The sequence below is a fragment of the Micromonospora sp. DT43 genome (genome assembly GCF_049841645.1).
In the GTDB taxonomy this organism is placed as follows: Bacteria; Actinomycetota; Actinomycetes; order Mycobacteriales; family Micromonosporaceae; genus Micromonospora.
Genome location: NZ_JBNCKR010000014.1, coordinates 125,182 through 145,765, shown reverse-complemented (window position 1 = coordinate 145,765; position 20,584 = coordinate 125,182). Strand labels below are relative to the sequence as shown.

The following is a 20,584-nucleotide window of genomic DNA, read 5'->3' as shown; positions in this document are numbered from 1 at the left end:
CGCCGGCGGCGGAGCCTGCGCCTGCCGAGCGGTACGGGAACGCCGGCCGGCGGACCTTGAGCCTGCCGACCGCTCCGCCGGAGGCGGCCCCCCGCAGCGAACCGGCTGCCGCCGCCGGGCGAGGTTTCGTGGGTGACGACGCCGGGTAGCCACGGCCGACGCGACAGGCATCGACGGGGGGCACGGCGTGGGCTACCGAAATCGTCAAGGTGAGCAGCCGGGCGACCCGCAGCACAGCGAGGACGAGGCCGGCCAGGTGCCACTGGCGCAGGTCGAGGCGGACACCGAGGTCCCGCCACCGGCGGACACCGACGTCCGGCCGGACATCGTGACCGAGCCCGACAACTCGGGGGTCGCCGGTGGCTCGTCGGGCAGCAGCGGCGGCGGATCGAGCATGCCGGGTCACCCCGACGCGACCCGCTGACCCGAGCGGACCTGGCCGGGGCGGTGGGCGCAGCCGGTGACCGTCGGTGACCTCCGTGGCGGCGGATTCGGTCGAGAGCGGTATACCTCAGAGTCATATTCATACCTCTGAGGTATACGGCTCACCAGCACATCGACACGGCGGGCAGCCAACGGCGATGGCCAGCGCCCCTCGCCGCAACCCCAGCCCGGTCGCCGCCTGGACTCCGCCTCGGCTCGACCGAGGACTTTGACCCGGCCTAGCGGCTCGCCAGCGCCGCCCGTGCCTCGGTCATGCCCTTGTTGGCCAGACCGTCGGCGCGCTCGTTCTCCGGGTGACCGTTGTGCCCCTTCACCCACAGCCAGGTGACCTCGTGCCGCTCGCAGGCCGCCTCCAGCCGCTGCCACAGGTCGGCGTTCTTGACCGGCTGCTTCGCGGCGGTCCGCCAGCCGTTGCGCTTCCATGACGCCAGCCAGCTCGTGATGCCGTTGCGCACGTAGGTGCTGTCGGTGTGCAGCTCGACGGTGACCGGCCGGTTCAGGCTCTCCAATGCCTGGATGGCCGCCATCAGCTCCATCCGGTTGTTTGTCGTCGGCGTCGCCTCGCCGCCGCACAGCTCCCGCTCGTGGTCGCCGTAGCGCAGCAGGGCGCCCCAGCCGCCCGGCCCGGGGTTGCCGCTGCACGCCCCGTCGGTCCAGATCTGTACGCCCCTGCCGGCCACCGCATCCACCATGGCAGGCAACCTACCGGGCGCTGGCGTCGTCCTCCCCGATCGGGGGCAGCCACGCCGGGCCGGAACCACTAGGGTCGGCCGGATGGATCGGCACGTCGCGTTCGACCGCCTGCACAACTTCCGCGACCTCGGTGGTTACCGCACCGACGACGGACGCTCGGTGCGCTGGGGCCTGCTCTACCGATCGGATTCGCTCGGCAAGCTGTCCGGTGCCGACCTGGACCGCTTCCAGGCCCTCGGCGTCCGCACGGTGATCGACCTGCGGTACCCGTGGGAGATCGCCGCGCGCGGCCGGGCACCGGAGATCGACGGGCTGGCCTGGCACAACCTGAGCATCGAGCACCGCCCCTACGACCAGGCGGTCATCGACCCGGCGGTGGACCCGTGGCGCCACCTCGCCGACCGGTACGCCGAGGTCGCCGAGGACGGCGTCGCCGAGCTGCGCGAGGCCCTCGACGTGATCGCCGCCGCCGACGCTCCGCTGGTCTTTCACTGCGCGTCCGGCAAGGACCGCACCGGGCTGCTCGCGGCGCTGCTGCTGGCCCTGCTCGGAGTGGACGAGGAGCAGATCGCCGCCGACTTCGCGCTCACCGAGCTGGCCACCGCACGCCTGGTCGCGGACTGGCAGGCCCTGAACCCGGACCGTGCGCTGGTGTGGCCGGGGTACGGGCGCGCCCCGGAGGCGATCATCCGGCACGTCCTGGCCGACCTGAGCGCCGCGTACGGGTCGGTGGTCGGCTACGCCGCCGACCGGCTCGGCGTGGACGACGCGCTGACCGCCCGGTTGCGCGAACGGCTGCTCACCGACTGAGCGGTCGCCGTCCGGTTGCGGCTGTCGAAAATCGGACGCGCGGTCGCGAGCCGGTCTGTCAGAGTCGACGACCGTGAACGGGAACTGGGACGGCCTGCGGGCCGACGTACGTAAGACGATCGACGAGCTGATCGCCAGCGGACGGGAGTCCGGGGTGCAGGTCGCCGCGTACCTCGACGGCGAGCCGATCCTGGAGGTGCACGCCGGCAGTGCCGACCGGGCCACCGGCCGGTCGTTGACCGCCGACACGCCGATCTGGAGCGTGTCCACCGGCAAGGTCCTCACGACGACCGTGGTGCACGTGCTGGCCGAGCGCGGGGAGGTGGACTACGACCTGCGGATCGCCGAGGTGTGGCCGGAGTTCGGCCGGCACGGCAAGGACACCGTGACCCTGCGGCACGCGCTCACCCACACCGCCGGTGTGCCCGCCCTGCCGGCGGACGTGACGCCGGAGGACTTCACCGACTGGGACCGGATGTGCGCCATCGTGGCCGACGCCGAGCCGATCGCCCCGCCGGGCGAGGTGAAGGCGTACCACGCGTGGACCTTCGGCTGGCTCATCGGTGAGGTGGTCCGTCGGGTGACCGGCCGGCGCGTCTCGGCGGTGCTCGCCGAGGACGTGGCCGGGCCGCTCGGGGTGGCCGACGAGCTGTACCTCGCGGTGCCGGCCGCCGACCTGTCCCGGCTGGCCCGCGTCGAGGACCGCAACATGGCCGCGCTGTTCGACTTCGCCAGCGCCAACCTGCCGAACTTCGACCGGGTCGCCCCTCCCGGCGTCCGGCCCGGCGCCCAGGTGGGCAGCCGGGCCGACGTCCTCGCCGCCGAGGTGCCGGCGACGGGCACCATGACCGCCCGCGCTGCGGCGCGGATGCTCGCCGCGCTGATCGGCGAGGTGGACGGCGTCCGGCTGATCTCGCCGGCCCGGCTGCGTACCGTCACGACGCCGGCCGGGGCGGGTCCGGAGTGGGTGTTCGGGCAGGAGGCGACCTGGGGTCTCGGGTACGCGGTGGACGCCGACGGTTCGTTCGGCGCGGCCGGCAGCGGCGGCAGCCTCGCGTACGCGTACCCGGAGTTGGGGTTGACTGTCGCGGCGACGAAGACGCTGCTCGGCGCCGGCGACGGCGACCCGATGGAGGACCTTCGGATGCTGATCCGCGACGCGGTGGCGGCCCGGCGCTGACCGGCCCGGCTCAGGTTTCCGCGTCGGCGACTCGCCGCTGCGGTCCGCCCACCACGGCCGCCGGGATGGCCGGTACGGGCCGGGCGGGCCGCAGCCGGTCACGGACGCGGTGCGCCGCGTCGCCGGCGGTGGCGGCGATCATCGGCAGCAGTCGGGTGGAGTTCATGATCGCGATCTCCTCGGCCGGGCTGGTGACGCCGTCGAGGAAGCGCAGGACCCGCTCGGGCGGGTTGCGGTCGAAGAGCCTGTCGAAGAACTCCGGGCCGCCGACGCCGCCGCGGTCCAGCGCGCGCAGCGCCACCGCGTCCATCCAGCGGTGCCGCGCCGGGTACGCGGGCGCGGGCACCGGCGGGCGGCCGGCGGCGAGAGCCCGGGCCACCTGGTCGGCCTGCCGGTACATGGCGGAGAAGGTGAAGCCGGTGGAGGGGCGGGTCGCGCCACCGGCCGTGCCGAGGCGGACGACGCGGGGCGAGGGCCGGGCCGGGAACGGCGCGTCGGTCATCGGGATCACCCCGTTCTCGACCTCCCGGACGCGCAGTCCGGCCGGGTCGAGCCCGAGCAGGTCGCGGTAGCCGGCCAGCGCCGTGTCGTACCCGGCGTCGGTGCGCAGGCCGGGCGAGAACTCGGTGTACTCGACCAGGGCGTAGCGGTCGCTGACCGGCAGCACGTACCCGAAGGAGACGCCCCGGGCCGGCTGTGGGGTGCGGAAGTCCATGAGCACCGCCCGTGCCGGGTCGAACGCCGGCCGGTTGGCCTCCAGCCACCAGCCGCGAAAGTGCTGCAACCAGGTCGTCCGCCCCGCTCGCGCCGGTGGCCGGGGGCGGGAGTCGAGCACCCAGCCGGCCCGCACGGTGGGCCCACCCCCGGTGCGGACGAGCACCCGGGCGCCGTCGTCGGTCACCGTCTCGGCCGGGGCGACGATCCGGATGGCGTCCAGCCGACTCTCGGCCTCGGCAGCCCGGTCGTAGACCGGGCCGGAGCGCAGCATGGCGTACCGCAGCGGGGTCAGGTCGAGGACGCGGCGCCGCGCGGGCGTCGCCACCTCGACCTGCCGCCAGCTCGCGCTGAGCAGCGGGTCCAGGTCGGCGCTCGGGTGGCCCCAGAACGCCCAGGTGCGGTCCTGGCCGCGGCGACGCACCGGGTCGACGACGGCGATCCGCAGGTCGCGGACGCCGTGTCGGTCCAGCGCGGCGAGCAGCAGCGAGGCGGCGCCGCCGCCGCCGAGCAGCGCGAGATCGACGTCGAGCGGCGCGGAATGGGTCACCCGCACCACGCTGCCACACCCTCGGGCCGGGCCGCGCGCCGCGTCCTCAGGGCACCGGGGCGGGTCGCTGCTCGACCGGAGGCTCGTCGGCGTAGGCGCGCGCCACGGCGTCGCGGTTGAAGACCCGCCAGGTGGCGGCGGAGACGCCGATCGCCACGACCAGCCCGACCCAGTAGGGGGCGGTGATGCCGTACTCGGCGGCCAGCAGCCCGCCGAGCAGCGCGCCCACGCAGTTGCCGCCCGCGGCCACGAACATGGTGGTGCTGGCCACGCGCCCCTGCAGATTCGGTGGAGTGAGTCGTTGGCGCAGCGAGTTCGCCACGAGGTTCCACAGGCCGCCGTGCACGCCGAAGGCGAAGAGCGCGATCCCCACCACGACGGTGCTGCGGGACGCGGCCAACGCCAGGTGCAACCCCGCCTCGATCAGCAGGCCGATCCGCACGGTCCAGGTGGCGCTGATCCAGGCGACGATCCGGTCGCCGAGCAGCGCGCCGAGCACCCCGCCGCAGGCCATGCAGGTGAACAGCAGCCCGTAGCCGACGGAGCCGAGCCTGAGCCGCTCGTCGGCCAGCAGCACCAGCACCGCGAGGGCTGCCGTGAGTGTCACGTTGAGCAGGCCGATCAGCACTGCCATCGTGCGCAGCAACCGCTGGTGTGCCAGCCAGCGCAGCCCTTCGACGATCTCGCCGCGCATCGAGCGGGTCCGGGGCGCGGTCGGGGCGCGGTCGGCGGCCCGGAAGTCACCGCCGATCAACGCCACCAACACCGCGCTGAGGGCGTACGTGACGGCGTTGACGAGGAACGGGCTGCCCGCCGCCAGCGCGAAGAGGAAGCCGCCAAGCGGGCCGGCGAGCATGCTGTTCATGAGTGTGGCGCCGCCGCCGAGCCAGCCGTTGGCGCGCTCCAGGCGGTGGCGGGGCACCACTGTCGGCAGCATGGCCTGGCTTGCCGCGCGGAACACGATCTCGCCGGTGTTGATCACGAACAGCACCACGTACAGGAGTGCGACCCCGGCCCGGCCGGTCATGATCGCCGTGGCCAGGACGGCCAGCGCGACCACCCGGACCAGGTCTATGACGATCATCAGGCGGCGGCGGTCCATCCGGTCCGCCAGGACCCCGCCGGGCAGGGCGAAGAGCAGCCAGGGCAGCCAGGCCACGGCGGACGCCGCGGCCACCACGAGCGGATCGTCGGTACGCGAGGCGACGAACAACGGCGCGGCCACCGTGGCAAGCCCACTGCCCAGGGCAGAGAGGGTGCTGGCCGCCCACAGCCGGGCGAACCGCGTCCCCAACCCGTCCCCCACGTCCCGTGTCACGGCCAGGGAACCTACCAGCGCCGCCGCCGACGCCGCCGCAGGTTATCCGTCGGCAGAGGGCCTGATTGACAGGCAACCATCCGGTTGCCTATCGTGATGCGCAACCAAACGGTTGCCTGTTGGGAGACGTGGTGGACGAGGTGTTCCGGGCGCTGGCGGATCCCAGCCGGCGCCGACTGCTCGACCGACTCAACGAACGCAACGGCCAGACCCTGCGGGAGCTGTGCGACGGGCTGGCGTCGACCCGACAGGCGGTGAGCAAGCACCTGTCGGTGTTGGAGGCGGCCGACCTCGTCACGACCGTACGACGTGGCCGGGAGAAGCTTCACCACCTCAACGCCGCCCCGATCAACGCCATCGCCGAACGGTGGCTCAGCCGCTACGACCGTGAGCGGGCGGCCGCGCTCGCCGACCTGACCAGAGCATTGGAGCGACAGCCCATGGAGAGCCCCACGTTCACCTACACCACCTACGTCGCCACCACGCCGCAACGCCTCTGGTCCGCGCTCACCGAGCCGGCGTTCACCCGCCGCTACTGGGGTGGGGTCGCGCTGGTGTCGGACTGGACGGTCGGCGCGCCGGTGCTGTGGCAGGACGCGCCGGACGCCGAACCCCGCGACCTCGGCCAACGGGTGCTGGTCGCCGAGCCGTACCGTCGCCTCTCCTACAGCTGGCACGGCTTCCAGCCGGAGCACGCCGAGCACTTCGGCTGGTCCGCCGAGGAGTTGGCCGCCCGGCTGGGCGAACGCCGCTCGACGGTGACCTTCGAGATCGAGCCGCACGGGGCGTCGGCCGTCCGACTGACAGTCCGCCATGACGACTTCTCTCCGGACAGCGAGATGCACCGGGCGATCAGCGGTCAGCTCGACGGCAGCGGTGGCTGGCCGGAGCTGCTGGCCGGCCTCAAGACCCTGGTCGAGACCGGCGAGCCGATGCCGGCCCAGCACACCGACTGACAGTCTCGGGACAGGCGACGCCATACCTCGCCATCGGCCCAGGGGCGACAGCCCGACCGGAGCGGACATCGACCGGAGCACCGCGGGCCGGTCGGGCCTTTCCGCAGCTCCCCCCGCCTTCGGGTGGACACGTGACGGCAACGAAGGTTTCTCATTTTCACCTGATCGTGGTGCCAACCCACCTAGTGTTGGGCACACCGGTGCTAGTCACGGAGTTGGCCACCCGAACGACGTCCCACGCAGTCAGCGGACGAAAAGTGAGGGAAGACGCGTATGAAGCTCTCAACAGCACTCTGCACGGCGGCGCTCGGCGTGGGTCTCGGCACGCTCCTGCTGCCGGGCGCCGCACTGGCCGACACCGTCGTGTCACCGGCCACCACCCCGGTCGGAGGAACCGTCGTGCTCACCGCGACGACCTGCAACCCGAAGTCCGGTGACGTCATCTTCCGGGTCACCGGACCCAACCGCGACGAGAACGTCCGATCCACCACGGCCGCCGCCGGCGGCGGGCTCAGCGCCGAACTGTTCACCGCCGGGTTCACCCTCGGCACGTACACGGTGGCCGCGACCTGCGGCGACGGCAGCTCGGCGGGCAGCGCCACATTCACCGTCACCCCGATCGGGGGCGCTCCGGCCGGCTCGGGCGGCGACAACCGCGACGGTCGTGACGCGGGCGCCCTCGCCGCCGGAGGCACCCTGCTCGGCACCGCCGCCGCGGGCGCGGTGGTCCTGTTCCGCCGGCGTCGTCCGGTGTCCACCGTCGCCTGACCGGCGACGCGCTCCATCCCTGAGAACGGGTGCCCGTGCCGGTGACACCGGCACGGGCACCCGACGATCCCCACGGAGGTCAGCACGTGTGGTGGCGGCGGACCCTTCCGGCGGTGGTCGCCCTGCTCGCCGTGTCCGGGCTGGGGCTGATCACCGTCGGCCTCACTGCCGAGCCGGCCCAACCCCCACGCCCGCCGGCCGACGCGCCGACACGCTCCCGGCCCGCGCCGGACCTGGCGCCGCTGCCCCGCGCCGCGCCCGTCCGGGTGCGGATTCCCGCCATCGGTGTACGCGCCGAGATCGTCGCCGTCGGCGTGGACGCCGCCGGCGTGCTGGAGGTCCCCCCGCTGGACAAGCCGACAGTGGCCGGCTGGTACCGGCACGGGGTCAGCCCCGGCGAGACCGGCAACGCCGTCCTGGTGGGCCACGTCGACTCCCCGGCCGGCCCGGCGGTCTTCTTCGACCTGGGACGACTGCGCGCCGGCCAGGAGATCCAGGTCACCCGCGCCGACGCACGGGTCACCACGTTCACAGTGGACGGTGTCCACGCGTACCGCAAGGATGCCTTTCCCAGCGGCCTGGTCTACGGGCCGGCGGACGCCGCCGGGCTGCGCCTGATCACCTGCGGCGGCCCGTTCGACGACGCGACAGGCAACTACGTGGACAACATCGTCGTCTTCGCCAGCCGCACCGCCTGACGCGGCCCAAGTCGGTCTAGATGGCGCTGCCGTGCTCCGCGTACGAGGACATGCCGTTATTCAGAGCTGCGATCGCGGTGCGAATCCTGCGGGCGAGTCGAGGTGGCCCGTACTCTTCGAGGGACTCCGCGCTCACATAACGCCACTCGGTCAGTTCACCGTCTACGAAGCGAATGTCGCGCTCCTGCTCCGGGCTGAGTGATCCGCCGCTGAAGATGAAGAGCAGCTTGTCGCCCTCGTGTTCGGCGGGCGCCCAGTCCACGACGAGCATCGGCCCGAGCGCCGGGGTGAGGCAAAGCTCTTCTCGAATCTCCCGCATGCACGCGGCGCGTGGTGACTCGCCAGGTTCGACGTAGCCGCCAGGGATGTCCCAGTGTTTCTTGTAGCTGGGGTGTACCAGGAACACGCGACCTTCGTCGTCGAGAAAAAGGGCGCCGGCGGCGACGCGTGGGGTTGCCACGGGTGGCATCTCGTTGGCCGTCACCTGGGCAGCCTAGTTGGACTGGGTTCAATCGAGCACCTTGAGCCGCCGGGCCAGGCCGACCAGTTCCGTTGAGGGCTTGCCTCGTTGCCTGCGGATCCAGGTCAGGGCGAGTTGGCGGCTGAGGAAGTGGTGGCGGACCTGCTCAGGTGCCATCCGTTCGGCGTCGAGGATGACGGCCTGGGCGTCGTCGACGCGGTTCCATGAATTGTAGGCGCGGGCGACTTCGAGAGCGTGCCGTATTCGGCGCTCCATCGGTAGCCCGGCGGTGTCGATGCGCGGGCCGAGGTCGACCGCAACTTGCAGATCGCCCAGCTCGGCGGCCGTGGCGACGCGGTGGATGGCGACGTTGGTCGGGCCGAACGCGGTCCAGAGGTGGTTGGTGTCGGCTCCAAGCTGGCCGGCGGCCTGGTCGGCGATGGCGAGGAAGGAACGGGTCGTAGCGGCGTCGTTGGAGCGTGCGGCAGCCATCGCGCCGGACAGGAACAGCGTCCCGTAGACGGAGAGCAGCGCTGGTGTGGCGTGCTTCAGATGAGGCTCGAGGTAGCCGGCGGCGTCTTCGGTGAGGCGTACCGCTTCGGCGTAACGCCCGGTGGCATGCAGGGCGTGACCGACCGAGCGGAACAGGGAACCGGTGACAACCGGGTCACCCGTGGGCCGGACGGCGGCCAAGCCGCGGTCAGCGGCGATCCAGGCGAGGTCGCTCTCTCCCAGCTTGGTGAGCTGCGTAGCAGCGAGTTGGTACACCAAGCCGAGAAGTCGGCGAGCCTGCTCCTGGTCGCCGCCGTGATGGTCGGCGGCGGTCTGGGCGCGGCGTAGCAGCTCGGGCAGTCGGCCGATGACATACCGGAATCGGGAGTCCTGGTAGGCATCCCAGAGGGCTCCCACCTCGTTCCTCAGCACAGCAATGCTCGTTGGCTCCGCGTCTGTGCCGCTGCCCAACGGGCCAAAGGCGCGGTAGTCCATCAAAGCAGCGCGCAAGGCGGGAACTGTCGTGGTGCCGCTGTCGCCGTTCCAGTCGAGCAAGCCGGGCTCGCCGAGCAGGTCGCCGAGGGAGACGTCCAGGACGTCGGCGAGGGACGTGATGACGGAGAGCCGGTCCAGCTCGATCCGGTTGTTCTCGATCTTGCCCAGCCAATCGGCGGTACGACCGATCAGTCCGGCCAGAACTTCTTGGGATAGGCCGCGTCGGTAGCGGTACCAGGCGAGGCGTTCGCCGATGGTCAGGTTGTTGGTTCTTCCGCGCACCGGTTCACCGTCCCCCCTCGAGCGACTGCGACCCCGGAAGGATTTTCCGGGTAGGTGAGCGGCATGTGCCACAACCTGTCTGCATGACAGGGCTGAACGCATCGACCAATTCTCAATCCTGCTCCGCCACGGCCTGCAAGTACACCCTCGCCAGCACGCGTCGGTCGGACCCGGACTGCGCGGGTACCGGCCGCGCGGCGACCTGCTGAGGCTGGCCCGGGGTGGGTGCTGGCGTGGGACCGCGACCCGAACGACGGTCCGCCAATGGCCCACCCGCCCCGGTGCCTCGCACCGCCACGCAGCGCCAGCCGGGTGTCCCCGTTCCGGGCGAGCTGGTGCTGATCGACGGTCGGGCGTCGGTGCAGTTCGGCGGCGACCGGGCTCTGTGGCTGCGCGTCACCTCGGTCTGCGACAAGCCGACGTATCACGGCTGGGTATGGCTGACCGGCTACTCCATCGACCTGACCACCGGCAGGGCCCTGACTCGGCGGGAGGTCTTCGCCGAGATCGCTGGTCTTCAGATCCAGCGACCCAGGACTGACAGCGCGCCGCCGTGCGACAAGGCGGAGTCAACGACGAGGAGACGCGGTGTTTGACGTTCGAGTACAACTCGGGGCAGTGCTGAATATCGACGCGGTCGATCGCCTTCTGCCGTCCGACGGGCCGGTTCGGCTGTGGGTGACCGGAGTACGGCTGGTAGCCAATCGTCCTCCCCAAGACGAGTGGATCTGGGTCGAGGGCATCAGGCTCTTCCCGTCAGGTCATCACGGCCCTCGAACACAGATCCTGGTACGCGCGAGCAAGCTTCCGCCGCAGGGCTCGGTGCGGTGAGCGCTACCTGTCAGGCGCGGCACACGCTCGGCTCCGAGCGGCGCAACCCACCCCGCTGTCAGTAGCCGGACGCCACTGGGCAGAATCCGGTGGCACCATGCCCTGCGAGCGAGCACCGTGGCCGCAACGGTGCACGGGAGGGGGCGTCGTGGATCAGCGAGCGGTACGGGACCGGGCCGGTCGTGGCGTACGCGCCCTGGCCCGACGGCTGCTCGGCCGTCCTGACGACGACTCCCCCACGCCCCGCCGCTCCAATCCGGACGCCGTTGTCGACTGCGCCGTCTACGTCAACGGTCGACGGGAGCCGGGCCGGCCGCACTACGCCGACGCGTACGCCCGTGCCCGGCACGGCCGTGACTCCTTCGTCTGGCTGGGGCTGCACGAGCCCGGCCCGGCGGTGCTCGCCGCCGTGGGCCGCACCTTCGGCCTCGACGAGCTGACCGTCGAGCAGGCGCTCGCCGACGGGCACCGGCCCACGATGCAGCGGAACGGACCTGTCACCCTCCTGGTGTTGCGCACCGCCGGGTACGTGGAGCACGCCGAGCTGACCGACACCTCCGAGGTGATCGACACCGGCGACGTGATGGTCCTGCTCGGCGACCGGTTCGCCATCACCGTGCGGCACGGCGCCGCCGGGGCGCTGCGCGACGTCCGCGCCGACATCGAACGCCGCCCCGCGCTGCTGGCCGCCGGACCCTGGGCGGTGGCGTACGCGGTCTGCGCCCGGATGGTCGACACGTACCTGGAGGTGGCCGGGCACGTGGAGCGGGACCTGGAGCGGGTCGAGGAGGCGGTGTTCGCCCGCGACCGCTCGGCCGACATCCAACACATCTACCAGCTCAAGCGGGAGGTGGTGGAGTTCAAGCGGGCCGTGCTCCCCCTGCAGACGCCCGTGCGGATGCTCCTCGACCCGGGCACCGACGGACCGCCGCGTGCCCTGCACCGCTGGTTCGTGGACGTGGACGGCCGGTTGGCACGGGCCGTGGACCGGGTGGCCGCGTACGACGACCTGCTCACCTCGATCGTGCAGTCCCGGTTGGCGCAGCTCGCCGTCGAGCAGAACAACGACATGCGCAAGATCGCCGCCTGGGCGGCCATCGCGGCCACCCAGACCGGCATCGCCGGCCTCTACGGCATGAACTTCGAGCACATGCCCGAGCTGGCCTGGCGCTACGGCTACGCCGGCGCCCTGACCCTGATGGCCGCGATCGCTCTCGCCCTGTACCGCCTGTTCCGCCGCTCGGGCTGGCTCTGACCCCTCCACCGCGATCGAGGCTGAGGTCTGCCGGGTCAGCCGTCGGCACGTGTCGGGCGAGGGCTAACCTCGCCCGGGTGATGTGGCGGCGGTACGTGGCGATCGGTGACAGCACCACCGAAGGGCTCGACGATCCGGACGGCGCCGGCGGCTACCGGGGCTGGGCCGACCGGTTCGCCCTGGCGGTGGCGCGCGCCCAGGGCGGCCTGGAGTACGCGAACCTGGCCATCCGCGGCCGGACCACCGCGCTGATCCGCGCCGAGCAGCTCCAGCCGGCCCTCGATCTCGCCCCCGACCTGGCCACCGTGGTCGCCGGCATGAACGACGTGCTGCGCCCCTCCTTCGACGCCGACCAGGTCGCCGGGGACGTCGCGGCGATGCAGCGGACACTCGTCGCGCAGGGCGCCACAGTCCTGACCTTCACCATGCCGGACCCGGCGCCGGTGATGCCGCTGGCCCGGCCGCTGCGGGGCCGGATGCTGGCGCTCAACGAGGCCCTGCGGGCGGCCACCACGCAGACCGGTGCCACGCTGCTCGACCTGGGGGCGCATCCCGTCGCCTCCGATCCGCGGCTGTGGAGCGACGACCGGCTGCACGCCAACAGCGCCGGGCACGCCCGGATCGCCGCCGCCCTGGCGTACACCGCGGGTCTGCCCGGGTTCGACGACTCCTGGACCGCGCCGCTGCCGCCGGCGCCGCTGCGGCGCCGCGCCGAGGTGCTCGGCGCCGAGCTGGCCTGGGCCCGCCGGCACCTGCTCCCCTGGGTGGCCCGGCACCTGCGGGGCAGGTCCTCCGGGGACGACCGGGTCGCGAAACGACCGGTGCCGCTGCCGGTGTCGCTGGACCAGTGACGGCCGGCCGCCGGGGCCGCCCGGCGGTGCGGCAGGATGGCGGAATGGGCAGGAGTACGGGTGGCCGGCGGGCGAACGCGACGACCGGACCGGTCTGCCCGTGCGGCTCCGGCCGGGCGTACGCCGACTGCTGCTCCCCGGTCCACGGCGGCACCGCCCACGCGTCGACAGCCGAGGCGCTGATGCGCTCCCGGTTCAGCGCCTTCGCCCTCGGCGACGCCGACTACCTGCTGCGCAGTTGGCACTCGTCGACCCGTCCCGCTCGACTGGAGCTGACCCAGGGGCAGCGGTGGACCCGACTGGAGATCGTCAAAACCGAGCGCGGCGGTCTGCTCGACGCCACCGGCACGGTGACGTTCCACGCCCACTACCGCGAGGCGGGCCGGCCGGGCACGCTCACCGAACACAGCCGGTTCGTCCGCGAGGACGGCCGCTGGGTCTACCTCGACGGCGACCAGCCCTGACTCCTACGCGGGCGGCCGACTCTGCCGTAGGATGACCCCTGGCGTCGTCCTACGCCGCACCTCCCTCCCGGCGCTCACGCCGCCGGCCACGCGGAGGCAAAGGGGGCCTGGAGCTCTCGGGACGCAATGCCACGTGCCCCACTCCGGCGGGGTCGACGGGAGCGTGAGTCCCGGTGACCGTGCCGTTGACCGGGAGCATGTGATGACCAACCAGAAACCGTTCAAGGCCCGAATCCGGACCCGGATGGCGAAGACCGGCGAGAGCTACACCACGGCCCGCCGGCAGCTCATCAATCGGGCCAGCCCGCAGACCGCGTCACCGCCCGAGGGCCCTGCCGCCGCGCAGGCCGCGGGCCCCGCCGCCGCGCAGATCGTGAGTCCCGCCGCCGCCCAGACAGCGGGATCCGCCGCCGCGCAGACCGAGCGGATCGCCGACGACCTGATCCGCGCCCGGACCGGCCGTTCCTGGGCCGAGTGGTTCGCCCTGCTCGACGCCGCGACCGCCGCCGAGTGGACGCACACCCAGATCGCCCGCCACCTGGTGGCCGAGCACGAGGTGCCGGGTTGGTGGGCACAGACCATCACCGTCGGGTACGAGCAGGCACGCGGCCTGCGCACGCCCGGCCAACGACGCGGCGGCGGCTTCGAGGCCAGCGCCAGCCGGACGGTGGCGGTGTCGGCGGCACGGCTGTTCGAGGCTTTCGCCGACGAGACGGTACGCGCCCGCTGGCTCCCCGACGTCGAGATGCGCGTCCGTACCGCCACCGCCCCGCGCAGCTTCCGGGCCGACTGGGCCGGTGGTCCCACACGGGTGGTCGCCGGCTTCGACGCGGTCGGCGAGTCGAAGGCCCGGGTCAGCATCCTGCACGAAAAGCTGGTCGGGGCCGAGCAGGCCGTCGAGCTGAAGGCGTACTGGCGGGATCGGCTCGCCGCCCTGAAGGCACTGCTCGAGTCGGACGGAGACCACCGATGACCATCACGTTCATCAACCTGCCGGTGCGCGACCTGCTCACCGCCGCCGAGTTCTACCGGGCGCTCGGCTTCACCACCGGCCACACCGAGCCGGACGGGGACAGCATGGCGCTCACCGTGTCCGACAACACCCGACTGCTGCTGCACGTCCGCTCGGCCTTCGAGGCGTACACCGGTGTGCCCATTCCGGACCCGGAGACCAGCCGGGAGGTCATCGTGGGGTTGTCGGCCGAGAGCCGCGAGCGGGTCGACGAGTTGGTCGACCGGGCGGTGGTGGCCGGCGGCGAGTCGCTCGGGGCGGGGAGCACCAACGGGCCGATGTACATGCGCGGATTCCGCGATCTCGACGGCCACCAGTGGTCGTTCCTGCACCTCGCCGGCTGAGCGCATCCCCGGCGGCGGGCCGCTGCGCTCACCGCCGGGGACCCCGGTCAGCCCGAGCCACGCGCGCCGCCCACGGCGACCACGCTGCTCGCGGCCGGGGGACGCCGGTGGCGGGCCAGCAACACCAGCGCCACGACGAGGTACGCCCCGGCCGCCGCCGCGAACGCCACCGCGTTGCCGGCCGCCGTGGCGACGAGACCGTAGCCGGCGTACGTCCCGATGATCAGCAGGTCGGTGGCCATGCCGGCCAGCGAGGTGACGGTGGCCCGACTGTTCCCGATGATCCGCGCCTGCAACCGCGCGTCGGCCAGCACCGTGGCCAGTTGCGCGGCACCGAACGCCACCGCGAGCAGCACGAAGCCGGCCGGCTGCCGGACGAGAGCGCCCCCGGCCAACGCGACGGCGACCAGGCCGAGCAGCGCGGCGTAACCCCGGCGGCCCAGCCGCTCCCCCGCCGGGGCGAGCAGCCCACCGATGGTCACGCCGGCCCACAGCAGCAGGAGCAGAAGCGGCACGGCCCGCGCGCCGACGCCGGTGTCCACGGCCAGCAGCGGCGTGTACTCGTCAAGCGCGCCCCAGTCGGCGGCCACCACCGCGACCAGCAGCACGGCCGCCCGCACGGGGGGCCGCGTGCGAACCTGCGTCACGCCTTCGCGCAGCGTGTCCCACCAGGTCAGGCCGATGTCGTCGTCCGACGTGCCCGACGGGGTCTGCGGCGGATGCTCGGGGAAGCGGGTCGCGACGGCGGCGGCGAGCAGGCAGGCGAGCACGCTGGCCACGCCGACCGCCGGGTACCCGCCGGCGGCGAGCACCGGCCCGGCCAGCACCCCGGTGACCACCACGCCCAGCACACCCGCCGTCCGGGCTCGACCGAGTACCCGGGCGTACCGTCCGACGGCGCCGAGCCGGTCCAGTTCGGTCCAGACCAGCGCCTCGAGAGCGCCGGAGACCAGTGCCCCGCCGGCGCCCCACAACAGGAACCCGACCGCGAAGGCCGGGTACGACGGCACCAGCACCCAGAGCGCGTAGCCGCCGGCCGTCACCAGCGGGGCGAGGCACAGCAGCAGCCGGCGTGACACCACGTCGGCCCACGCGCCGGACGGCACCTCGAACAGGATGCCGGCGACCGACCAGATGACGAAGAGTGACGAGATCTGCCCCACCGACAGGCCGGTGTCGGCGAAGAGGACGACGTACAGCGGATAGAGCAGGACGAGGTCACTGAGGAACGCGTACCCGTAGAGGGTCGTCGACAGCCGGCGGACCGCCGGGTCGGGCGCGCGCGAGGCGAGGTGGGTCATGGGGCCTTCCCGTGGGAGTGGAGACGGACACCGGACGTGCGGTGCCCGTGGCGGCCCACGGGTGTGGCCTACGGCATCGGATCAATGTCGCCAGGTCATGTCGGCGATGCTAGACCGGCGTCACCGTGCCCGGCCAGCGCTTTCGGGGTGCCGGAAGCGCACCCGGCGTGCCGGGTGCGACGGGAACGGGGCGGGATCCGCCTGGATCCCGCCCCGCTGTCGCGCCGCGGCTCAGCGTCGGTTCGGGTCCACCGGCGGGATGACAGTCGTCGTCTCGCTGTCGTCGCTGGTGCGCTGCCCGGGAACGGTGCCACCGCTGATCACCTGGGTCGTGTCGGCCTCCCGACCGGAACCCACCACCTGCGTCGCGTCCGGGTCGGCCGGACGAGCGACCACCTGCGTGGTGTCGTCGGCGCTCTTCCGGGCCGGGACGCCGACGGCGGGCCTGTTCCCGGCGACCACCTGGGTCGTGTCGTCGGTCGACGACCGCACCACCTGCGTGGCGTCCGGGTCGGTCGGGCGGGTCACCACCTGCGTGGCCTCCGGGTCGGACGAACGGGCCGTGACCTGCGTGGCGTCCGGGTCGACTGGGCGGGCCGTGACCTGCGTGGCGTCCGGGTCGGACGGGCGGGTCACCACCTGCGTGGCCTCGGGGTCCGTCGAGCGGGCCGGCGCCGGGGTGGCCACCGGGGCGGGGCGGGTGGCCGCCGACCGGGCCAGTTCGGCCTCGGCCTCGCGTCGGCTGGCGCGATACGCGCGGGTGTGCGTGGCGATCAGCGCCGACTCCTGCTCGGCGCGGGTCAGCCACGCCTCCCAGCGACTCTGCATCGGACGGATGAGGCCACCACCCACCCCGACGACGAGGATCCCGCCCACGGTGGCCAGCACCGCGATCAGCACCGGGGTGGTGACCGCGGTCGCCACCCCGATCTGGTTGAGCGCCGCGATGACACCCAGGCCGAGGATGAACACCGAGGCGATACCGGCCAGCACCCGACCGTACGACAGCCCGCCGAGCGCGCCGCTGATGATGTCCTTGACGGCGTTGGCGATAGCGGCGGCGACCACGACGATGACGATCGCGACGAAGGCGCGGGGCAACCACGCGACCACAGCCGTGATCAGGTCGGAGATCGGGTTGGGCCCCCAGATACCGAAGGCGAGTTGCAGGGTGAGCAGCAGCACCCCGTAGTAGACGAGCTTCGCGACGATGTCGCTGGCGTCGTACCGGGAGCGGCTCAGGGCACGGCGGATGCCGCCGCGCTCGACGGCGCGGTCGAAGCCCACGCGTTCGAGGACCTTCTCCACGATCTTCAGTACGGCCTTGGCGATCAGCCAACCGGCCACCAGGATCGCCAGGAAGGCGACGGCCTTGGGCAGGAAGAGCATCACCGAGCGAAGGGCGTCGCCCACCGCGTCGCTGACGTTGTCACTCATATGGTCGTTCCTCCACGCGGAGCAGCCGGGATGATAGGCCACCGACCTACCCCCACCAGCTCACGCGGAAACGCCGACCGGTTCGCGACTGTCCCGTCGATCAGTGAGGGCGGCGCGGCAACCCGGCGTTCCCGCGGTCGCGAAGGGTCTAGCGCGCGGGCGAGTCTTGGCAATATTCTCCGGAGTGCGTGCGGCCACTGGAGCTACTTTTCATCCCCCCGCCGTCGGCCGCAGGAGGAGATGTCATGCACGTCGACCATTCCGAAGTGGACCGCCGAACGCTGCTGCGGGCCGGTCTCGGCGCGGCCACGGTCGCCGTCGTCGGAAGCGAACTCGCCTTTTCGGGCGCGGCGCAGGCCGCTCCCGGCACCGACCTCGACTGGATCATTAGCTGCGACGAGTGGGCCGCCCGCCCACCGAAGGACCCGCTGTCGGTAAGCGCCATCGCCACCAACAAGATCATCGTGCATCACATGGCGTTCCCGAACGTCACCGACTACTCCCGCGAGCAGGCGGTCAAGCTGGCCCACGACTGCCAGGACCTGCACATCGACGGCAATGGCTGGTCGGACACCGGCCAGCACTTCACTGTGAGCCGTGGCGGCTACGTGCTGGAGGGCCGCCGAGGCAGCCTCGAACGCCTCGAAGCGGGCGACCGCCAGATGGTCTCGGCGCACTGCCCGGGCGAGAACGGCCGGGCCATCGGCATCGAGAACGAGGGCACCTACGTCACCGAGACCCCACCGGAGGCGTTGACCGACTCGCTGGTCAAGCTCTGCGTGACGATCTGCCGCCAGTACGGGCTGCACGCTTACGACATCTTCGGCCACTGGGACTTCAGGACTACCGACTGCCCGGGCGCGGCCTTCTATCGGCAGTTCCCGGCTCTGCGGCGGCGGGTCCACGCGGCCCTCGGCACCAAGCTGGGTGACGTGCCGGCGCGCCGCTGGCCGGACCTGTGGCGGTTCGTCAACTCACCGTCGGTCCGGGTGGTGCAGCACCTGCTGGCCCACCGTGGCTACGCCGTGACGGTCAGCGGAACGTTCGACGCCGCGACCGTGGCCGCCGTGCAGGACTGGCAGGCCCGCAACGGCATCGCCGTGGACGTGGACGCCACGCTCACCACCCCCACCTGGGAGACCCTGGCCCCGGAGCTGGACCAGCACGCCGCGGGCGCGCCGGTCACGGCCGTCCAGGAAATCCTCGCGACCAAGGGGTACGCGGTCACCGTGACCGGGGCGTACGACCACGCCACCCGCAGGGCTGTGCAGGACCTGCAGGCGCTGCACGGGCTGCCCCGCAACGGCAAGCTCAGCACGAGCACGTGGTGCACGATCGTCGGCGGCACGGTCCGCCAGTCGTTCACCCACCACTGACCCTCGGTCGGCGGCGGCGCGGGGTGATCCCCGTGCCGCCTCCGCCGTGGGCGAACGCTTGTCACCAGCACGCACCCCACGCCTGAGCAGCACAATGTCGGCCCCCCGGCGGTTTGACCGACGGCGCGGGCGGAAAGGTTGCCGGCATGACATGGGCCCGTCGAGCCGTACCCGCAGTCGCCGCCGCCGTCGCGGCGCTCGCCGCGCGGGATCTGATCCAGCGCGACCACGCGCTGCTGCGCAACTTCCCGGTGCTCGGTCGTGCCCGGTACCTGCTGGAGGCCGTCGGGCCGGAGCTGCGGCAGTACATCGTGGCCGGCAACAACGAGGAACGCCCGTTCACCCGCGACCAGCGCCGCTGGGTGTACGCGTCGGCGAAGCAGGAGAACAACTACTTCGGCTTCGGTACGGACAACGACATCGAGTTCACGCCCGGCTACCCGATCATCAAGCACCGCACGTTCGGCCGGGCCGTGCCGCCGTCGTCCCCCACGGCCGGGCACGACGTCCGGCTGCCGTGCGCGAAGGTGCTCGGCGCGGCGCGGGAGCGGGCCCGCGCGTTCCGTCCGGAGTCGGTGGTCAACATCTCCGGGATGAGCTTCGGTTCGCTGTCCGGCAACGCCATCACCGCCCTGAACAAGGGGGCCGCGCTTGCCGGGTGCCTGCAGAACACCGGCGAGGGTGGCCTGTCGCCGTACCACCGCAACGGCGGTGACCTGGTCTTCCAGCTCGGCACGGCGTACTTCGGCTGCCGCGACGAGCACGGCCGGTTCAGCCTCGACCGCCTGAAGGACCTGGTCGCCGGCGCACCGGTCAAGGCGTTGGAGATCAAGCTGAGCCAGGGCGCCAAGCCGAGCCTCGGCGGGCTGCTACCCGGGGCGAAGGTGTCCGCCGAGATCGCCGCCACCCGGGGCATCCCGGCCGGTCAGGACTGCGTCAGCCCGTCGCGGCACGCCGAGTTCTCCGACTGTGACAGCCTGCTCGACTGGGTGGAACTGCTGGCCGCCGAGACGGGCCTGCCCGTCGGCATCAAGTCGGCTGTCGGCGACCTGAGTTTCTGGCAGGATCTGGCCAGCCTGATGCGTGACACCGGCCGGGGCGTCGACTTCGTCACCGTCGACGGCGGCGAGGGCGGCACCGGAGCCGCGCCGCTGATCTTCACCGACTCGGTGTCGCTGCCATTCCAACAGGGCTTCTCCCGGGTCTACAAGGTCTTCGCCGAACACGACCTGCACGAGCAGGTGGTGTTCGTCGGCAGCGGCAAGCTCGGCCTTCCGGACAACGCCATCGTGGCGTTCGCGCTCGGCTGCGACATGGTCAACGTGGGTCGGGAGGCGATGCTGTCGATCGGCTGCATCCAGGCGCAGAAGTGCCACACCGACACCTGTCCCACCGGGGTGGCGACGCAGAACGCGTGGCTGGCCCGGGGCCTCGACCCGACGCTCAAGTCCGTCCGGGCGGCCAACTACCTGCAGACGCTGCGCCGGGACCTGACCAAGGTCGCCGAGGCGTGCGGCGTGGAACACCCGGGCCTGATCGGCACGGACGCCGTGGAGATCCTGGACGGCCGCACCGGCTCCACCCCACTGCACGAGGTGTACGGCTACCGTCCGCACTGGGGTCTGCCCTCGTCGGCCGACCAGAAGGAGATCATCCGGTTGATGACCCCGGAGGTGCCTCGGGGCAGCAGCGCCCCTCCGTCGGCCACCGCCATCGGCTGAGCCCCAGCGCAACGTGCCGCTCCGGGTGAGAGCCGCCATCTGCCCCGCCTCGACTGAAGGGAAGCCCGGCCCAGACGTGGCCTCGCCGTGACGTGGCCTCGCCGTGACGTGGCCTGGCGCGGCGCGGCCCGG

The 20,584-nt window shown here is 72.4% G+C and carries 20 protein-coding genes and 1 pseudogene; 14 read left to right on the top strand and 7 right to left on the bottom strand.

Annotation, left to right across the window (positions count from 1 at the left end; translation table 11 throughout):
• The first annotated feature begins 187 nt into the window (after positions 1–187).
• Entirely contained in the window at positions 188–424 is a 237-nt protein-coding gene (locus ACLQ26_RS27270; RefSeq protein WP_425747176.1) for a preprotein translocase YidC, read from the top strand.
• A 238-nt stretch (positions 425–662) separates the two neighbouring features.
• Here the strand turns inward: ACLQ26_RS27270 and rnhA are convergent, their stop codons facing one another.
• On the bottom strand, positions 663–1,136 hold the full coding sequence (gene rnhA / locus ACLQ26_RS27265; protein ID WP_425747175.1) for a ribonuclease HI: 474 nt from the start codon (positions 1,134–1,136) through the stop codon (positions 663–665).
• A gap of 82 nt (positions 1,137–1,218) precedes the next feature.
• Between rnhA and ACLQ26_RS27260 the strand changes: the two genes are divergently transcribed.
• Positions 1,219–1,947 (top strand): tyrosine-protein phosphatase, encoded by a 729-nt coding sequence (locus ACLQ26_RS27260; protein ID WP_425747174.1) that lies wholly within the window; start codon positions 1,219–1,221, stop codon positions 1,945–1,947.
• 73 nt (positions 1,948–2,020) lie between these two features.
• A complete protein-coding gene (locus tag ACLQ26_RS27255; RefSeq protein WP_425747173.1) occupies positions 2,021–3,127 on the top strand; it encodes a serine hydrolase domain-containing protein in 1,107 nt (368 codons plus the stop codon).
• 10 nt (positions 3,128–3,137) lie between these two features.
• On the opposite strand, the gene ACLQ26_RS27250 is transcribed toward ACLQ26_RS27255, so the two are convergent.
• Both ACLQ26_RS27250 and ACLQ26_RS27245 read right to left on the bottom strand, forming a co-directional pair.
• Positions 3,138–4,391 (bottom strand): lycopene cyclase family protein, encoded by a 1,254-nt coding sequence (locus ACLQ26_RS27250; RefSeq protein ID WP_425747172.1) that lies wholly within the window; start codon positions 4,389–4,391, stop codon positions 3,138–3,140.
• 46 nt (positions 4,392–4,437) lie between these two features.
• Positions 4,438–5,709, bottom strand: coding sequence for an MFS transporter (locus ACLQ26_RS27245; RefSeq protein ID WP_425747171.1), 1,272 nt, complete (start codon positions 5,707–5,709; stop codon positions 4,438–4,440).
• Between the two features lie 128 nt (positions 5,710–5,837).
• Between ACLQ26_RS27245 and ACLQ26_RS27240 the strand changes: the two genes are divergently transcribed.
• From ACLQ26_RS27240 to ACLQ26_RS27230, 3 genes are all read left to right on the top strand, one after another.
• A complete protein-coding gene (locus ACLQ26_RS27240; RefSeq protein WP_425747216.1) occupies positions 5,838–6,665 on the top strand; it encodes an ArsR/SmtB family transcription factor in 828 nt (275 codons plus the stop codon).
• Between the two features lie 273 nt (positions 6,666–6,938).
• Complete coding sequence (locus ACLQ26_RS27235) at positions 6,939–7,433, top strand: hypothetical protein (protein WP_393302476.1); 495 nt, start codon at positions 6,939–6,941, stop codon at positions 7,431–7,433.
• A gap of 86 nt (positions 7,434–7,519) precedes the next feature.
• Positions 7,520–8,131: a class F sortase gene (locus tag ACLQ26_RS27230; RefSeq protein ID WP_425747170.1), complete on the top strand. Its 612-nt coding sequence runs from the start codon at positions 7,520–7,522 to the stop codon at positions 8,129–8,131.
• 16 nt (positions 8,132–8,147) lie between these two features.
• Here ACLQ26_RS27230 and ACLQ26_RS27225 read toward each other — a convergent pair whose 3' ends face one another.
• Together ACLQ26_RS27225 and ACLQ26_RS27220 are read right to left on the bottom strand one after the other, a co-directional pair.
• Positions 8,148–8,615: an NUDIX domain-containing protein gene (locus tag ACLQ26_RS27225; protein ID WP_425747169.1), complete on the bottom strand. Its 468-nt coding sequence runs from the start codon at positions 8,613–8,615 to the stop codon at positions 8,148–8,150.
• 24 nt (positions 8,616–8,639) lie between these two features.
• The gene (locus ACLQ26_RS27220) at positions 8,640–9,860 is read right to left on the bottom strand and encodes a helix-turn-helix domain-containing protein (protein ID WP_425747168.1); all 1,221 of its coding nucleotides are present in this window, start codon (positions 9,858–9,860) and stop codon (positions 8,640–8,642) included.
• Positions 9,861–10,093: 233 nt separating this feature from the next.
• Here ACLQ26_RS27220 and ACLQ26_RS27215 point away from each other — a divergent pair, with 233 nt between their 5' ends.
• From ACLQ26_RS27215 to ACLQ26_RS27190, 6 genes are all read left to right on the top strand, one after another.
• Positions 10,094–10,456, top strand: a complete 363-nt coding sequence (locus ACLQ26_RS27215) for a hypothetical protein (RefSeq protein ID WP_425747167.1) — start codon at positions 10,094–10,096, stop codon at positions 10,454–10,456.
• Positions 10,457–10,788: 332 nt separating this feature from the next.
• Positions 10,789–11,946, top strand: a complete 1,158-nt coding sequence (locus ACLQ26_RS27210; protein ID WP_425747166.1) for a magnesium and cobalt transport protein CorA — start codon at positions 10,789–10,791, stop codon at positions 11,944–11,946.
• An 80-nt stretch (positions 11,947–12,026) separates the two neighbouring features.
• Positions 12,027–12,797: an SGNH/GDSL hydrolase family protein gene (locus ACLQ26_RS27205; RefSeq protein ID WP_425747215.1), complete on the top strand. Its 771-nt coding sequence runs from the start codon at positions 12,027–12,029 to the stop codon at positions 12,795–12,797.
• Between the two features lie 44 nt (positions 12,798–12,841).
• Complete coding sequence (locus ACLQ26_RS27200; protein ID WP_425747164.1) at positions 12,842–13,261, top strand: YchJ family protein; 420 nt, start codon at positions 12,842–12,844, stop codon at positions 13,259–13,261.
• A gap of 202 nt (positions 13,262–13,463) precedes the next feature.
• The gene (locus tag ACLQ26_RS27195; protein WP_425747163.1) at positions 13,464–14,234 is read left to right on the top strand and encodes a hypothetical protein; all 771 of its coding nucleotides are present in this window, start codon (positions 13,464–13,466) and stop codon (positions 14,232–14,234) included.
• Positions 14,231–14,617, top strand: a complete 387-nt coding sequence (locus ACLQ26_RS27190) for a VOC family protein (RefSeq protein ID WP_425747162.1) — start codon at positions 14,231–14,233, stop codon at positions 14,615–14,617. Before ACLQ26_RS27195 ends, ACLQ26_RS27190 begins: the two co-directional genes overlap by 4 nt.
• 47 nt (positions 14,618–14,664) lie before the next feature.
• On the opposite strand, the gene ACLQ26_RS27185 is transcribed toward ACLQ26_RS27190, so the two are convergent.
• Together ACLQ26_RS27185 and ACLQ26_RS27180 are read right to left on the bottom strand one after the other, a co-directional pair.
• The gene (locus ACLQ26_RS27185; protein ID WP_425747161.1) at positions 14,665–15,918 is read right to left on the bottom strand and encodes an MFS transporter; all 1,254 of its coding nucleotides are present in this window, start codon (positions 15,916–15,918) and stop codon (positions 14,665–14,667) included.
• 791 nt (positions 15,919–16,709) lie between these two features.
• Positions 16,710–17,355, bottom strand: a pseudogene (locus tag ACLQ26_RS27180) (mechanosensitive ion channel family protein); the annotation flags it as partial.
• A gap of 266 nt (positions 17,356–17,621) precedes the next feature.
• On the opposite strand from ACLQ26_RS27180, the gene ACLQ26_RS27175 reads away from it, so the two are divergent.
• Entirely contained in the window at positions 17,622–18,731 is a 1,110-nt protein-coding gene (locus tag ACLQ26_RS27175) for a peptidoglycan recognition protein family protein (RefSeq protein WP_425747160.1), read from the top strand.
• A gap of 146 nt (positions 18,732–18,877) precedes the next feature.
• Positions 18,878–20,452: an FMN-binding glutamate synthase family protein gene (locus tag ACLQ26_RS27170; RefSeq protein WP_425747159.1), complete on the top strand. Its 1,575-nt coding sequence runs from the start codon at positions 18,878–18,880 to the stop codon at positions 20,450–20,452.
• Positions 20,453–20,584 lie beyond the last annotated feature (132 nt).

Excerpts from the sequence above, each read along its gene's own strand:
- ACLQ26_RS27235 (WP_393302476.1), top strand. The coding sequence starts at position 6,939 with ATGAAGCTCTCAACAGCACTCTGCACGGCGGCGCTCGGCGTGGGTCTC.
- ACLQ26_RS27185 (WP_425747161.1), bottom strand. The coding sequence starts at position 15,918 with ATGACCCACCTCGCCTCGCGCGCGCCCGACCCGGCGGTCCGCCGGCTG.
- ACLQ26_RS27210 (WP_425747166.1), top strand. The coding sequence starts at position 10,789 with ATGCCCTGCGAGCGAGCACCGTGGCCGCAACGGTGCACGGGAGGGGGC.
- ACLQ26_RS27195 (WP_425747163.1), top strand. The coding sequence starts at position 13,464 with ATGACCAACCAGAAACCGTTCAAGGCCCGAATCCGGACCCGGATGGCG.
- ACLQ26_RS27260 (WP_425747174.1), top strand. The coding sequence starts at position 1,219 with ATGGATCGGCACGTCGCGTTCGACCGCCTGCACAACTTCCGCGACCTC.
- ACLQ26_RS27190 (WP_425747162.1), top strand. The coding sequence starts at position 14,231 with ATGACCATCACGTTCATCAACCTGCCGGTGCGCGACCTGCTCACCGCC.
- ACLQ26_RS27170 (WP_425747159.1), top strand. The coding sequence starts at position 18,878 with ATGACATGGGCCCGTCGAGCCGTACCCGCAGTCGCCGCCGCCGTCGCG.
- ACLQ26_RS27200 (WP_425747164.1), top strand. The coding sequence starts at position 12,842 with ATGGGCAGGAGTACGGGTGGCCGGCGGGCGAACGCGACGACCGGACCG.
- rnhA (WP_425747175.1), bottom strand. The coding sequence starts at position 1,136 with ATGGTGGATGCGGTGGCCGGCAGGGGCGTACAGATCTGGACCGACGGG.
- ACLQ26_RS27205 (WP_425747215.1), top strand. The coding sequence starts at position 12,027 with ATGTGGCGGCGGTACGTGGCGATCGGTGACAGCACCACCGAAGGGCTC.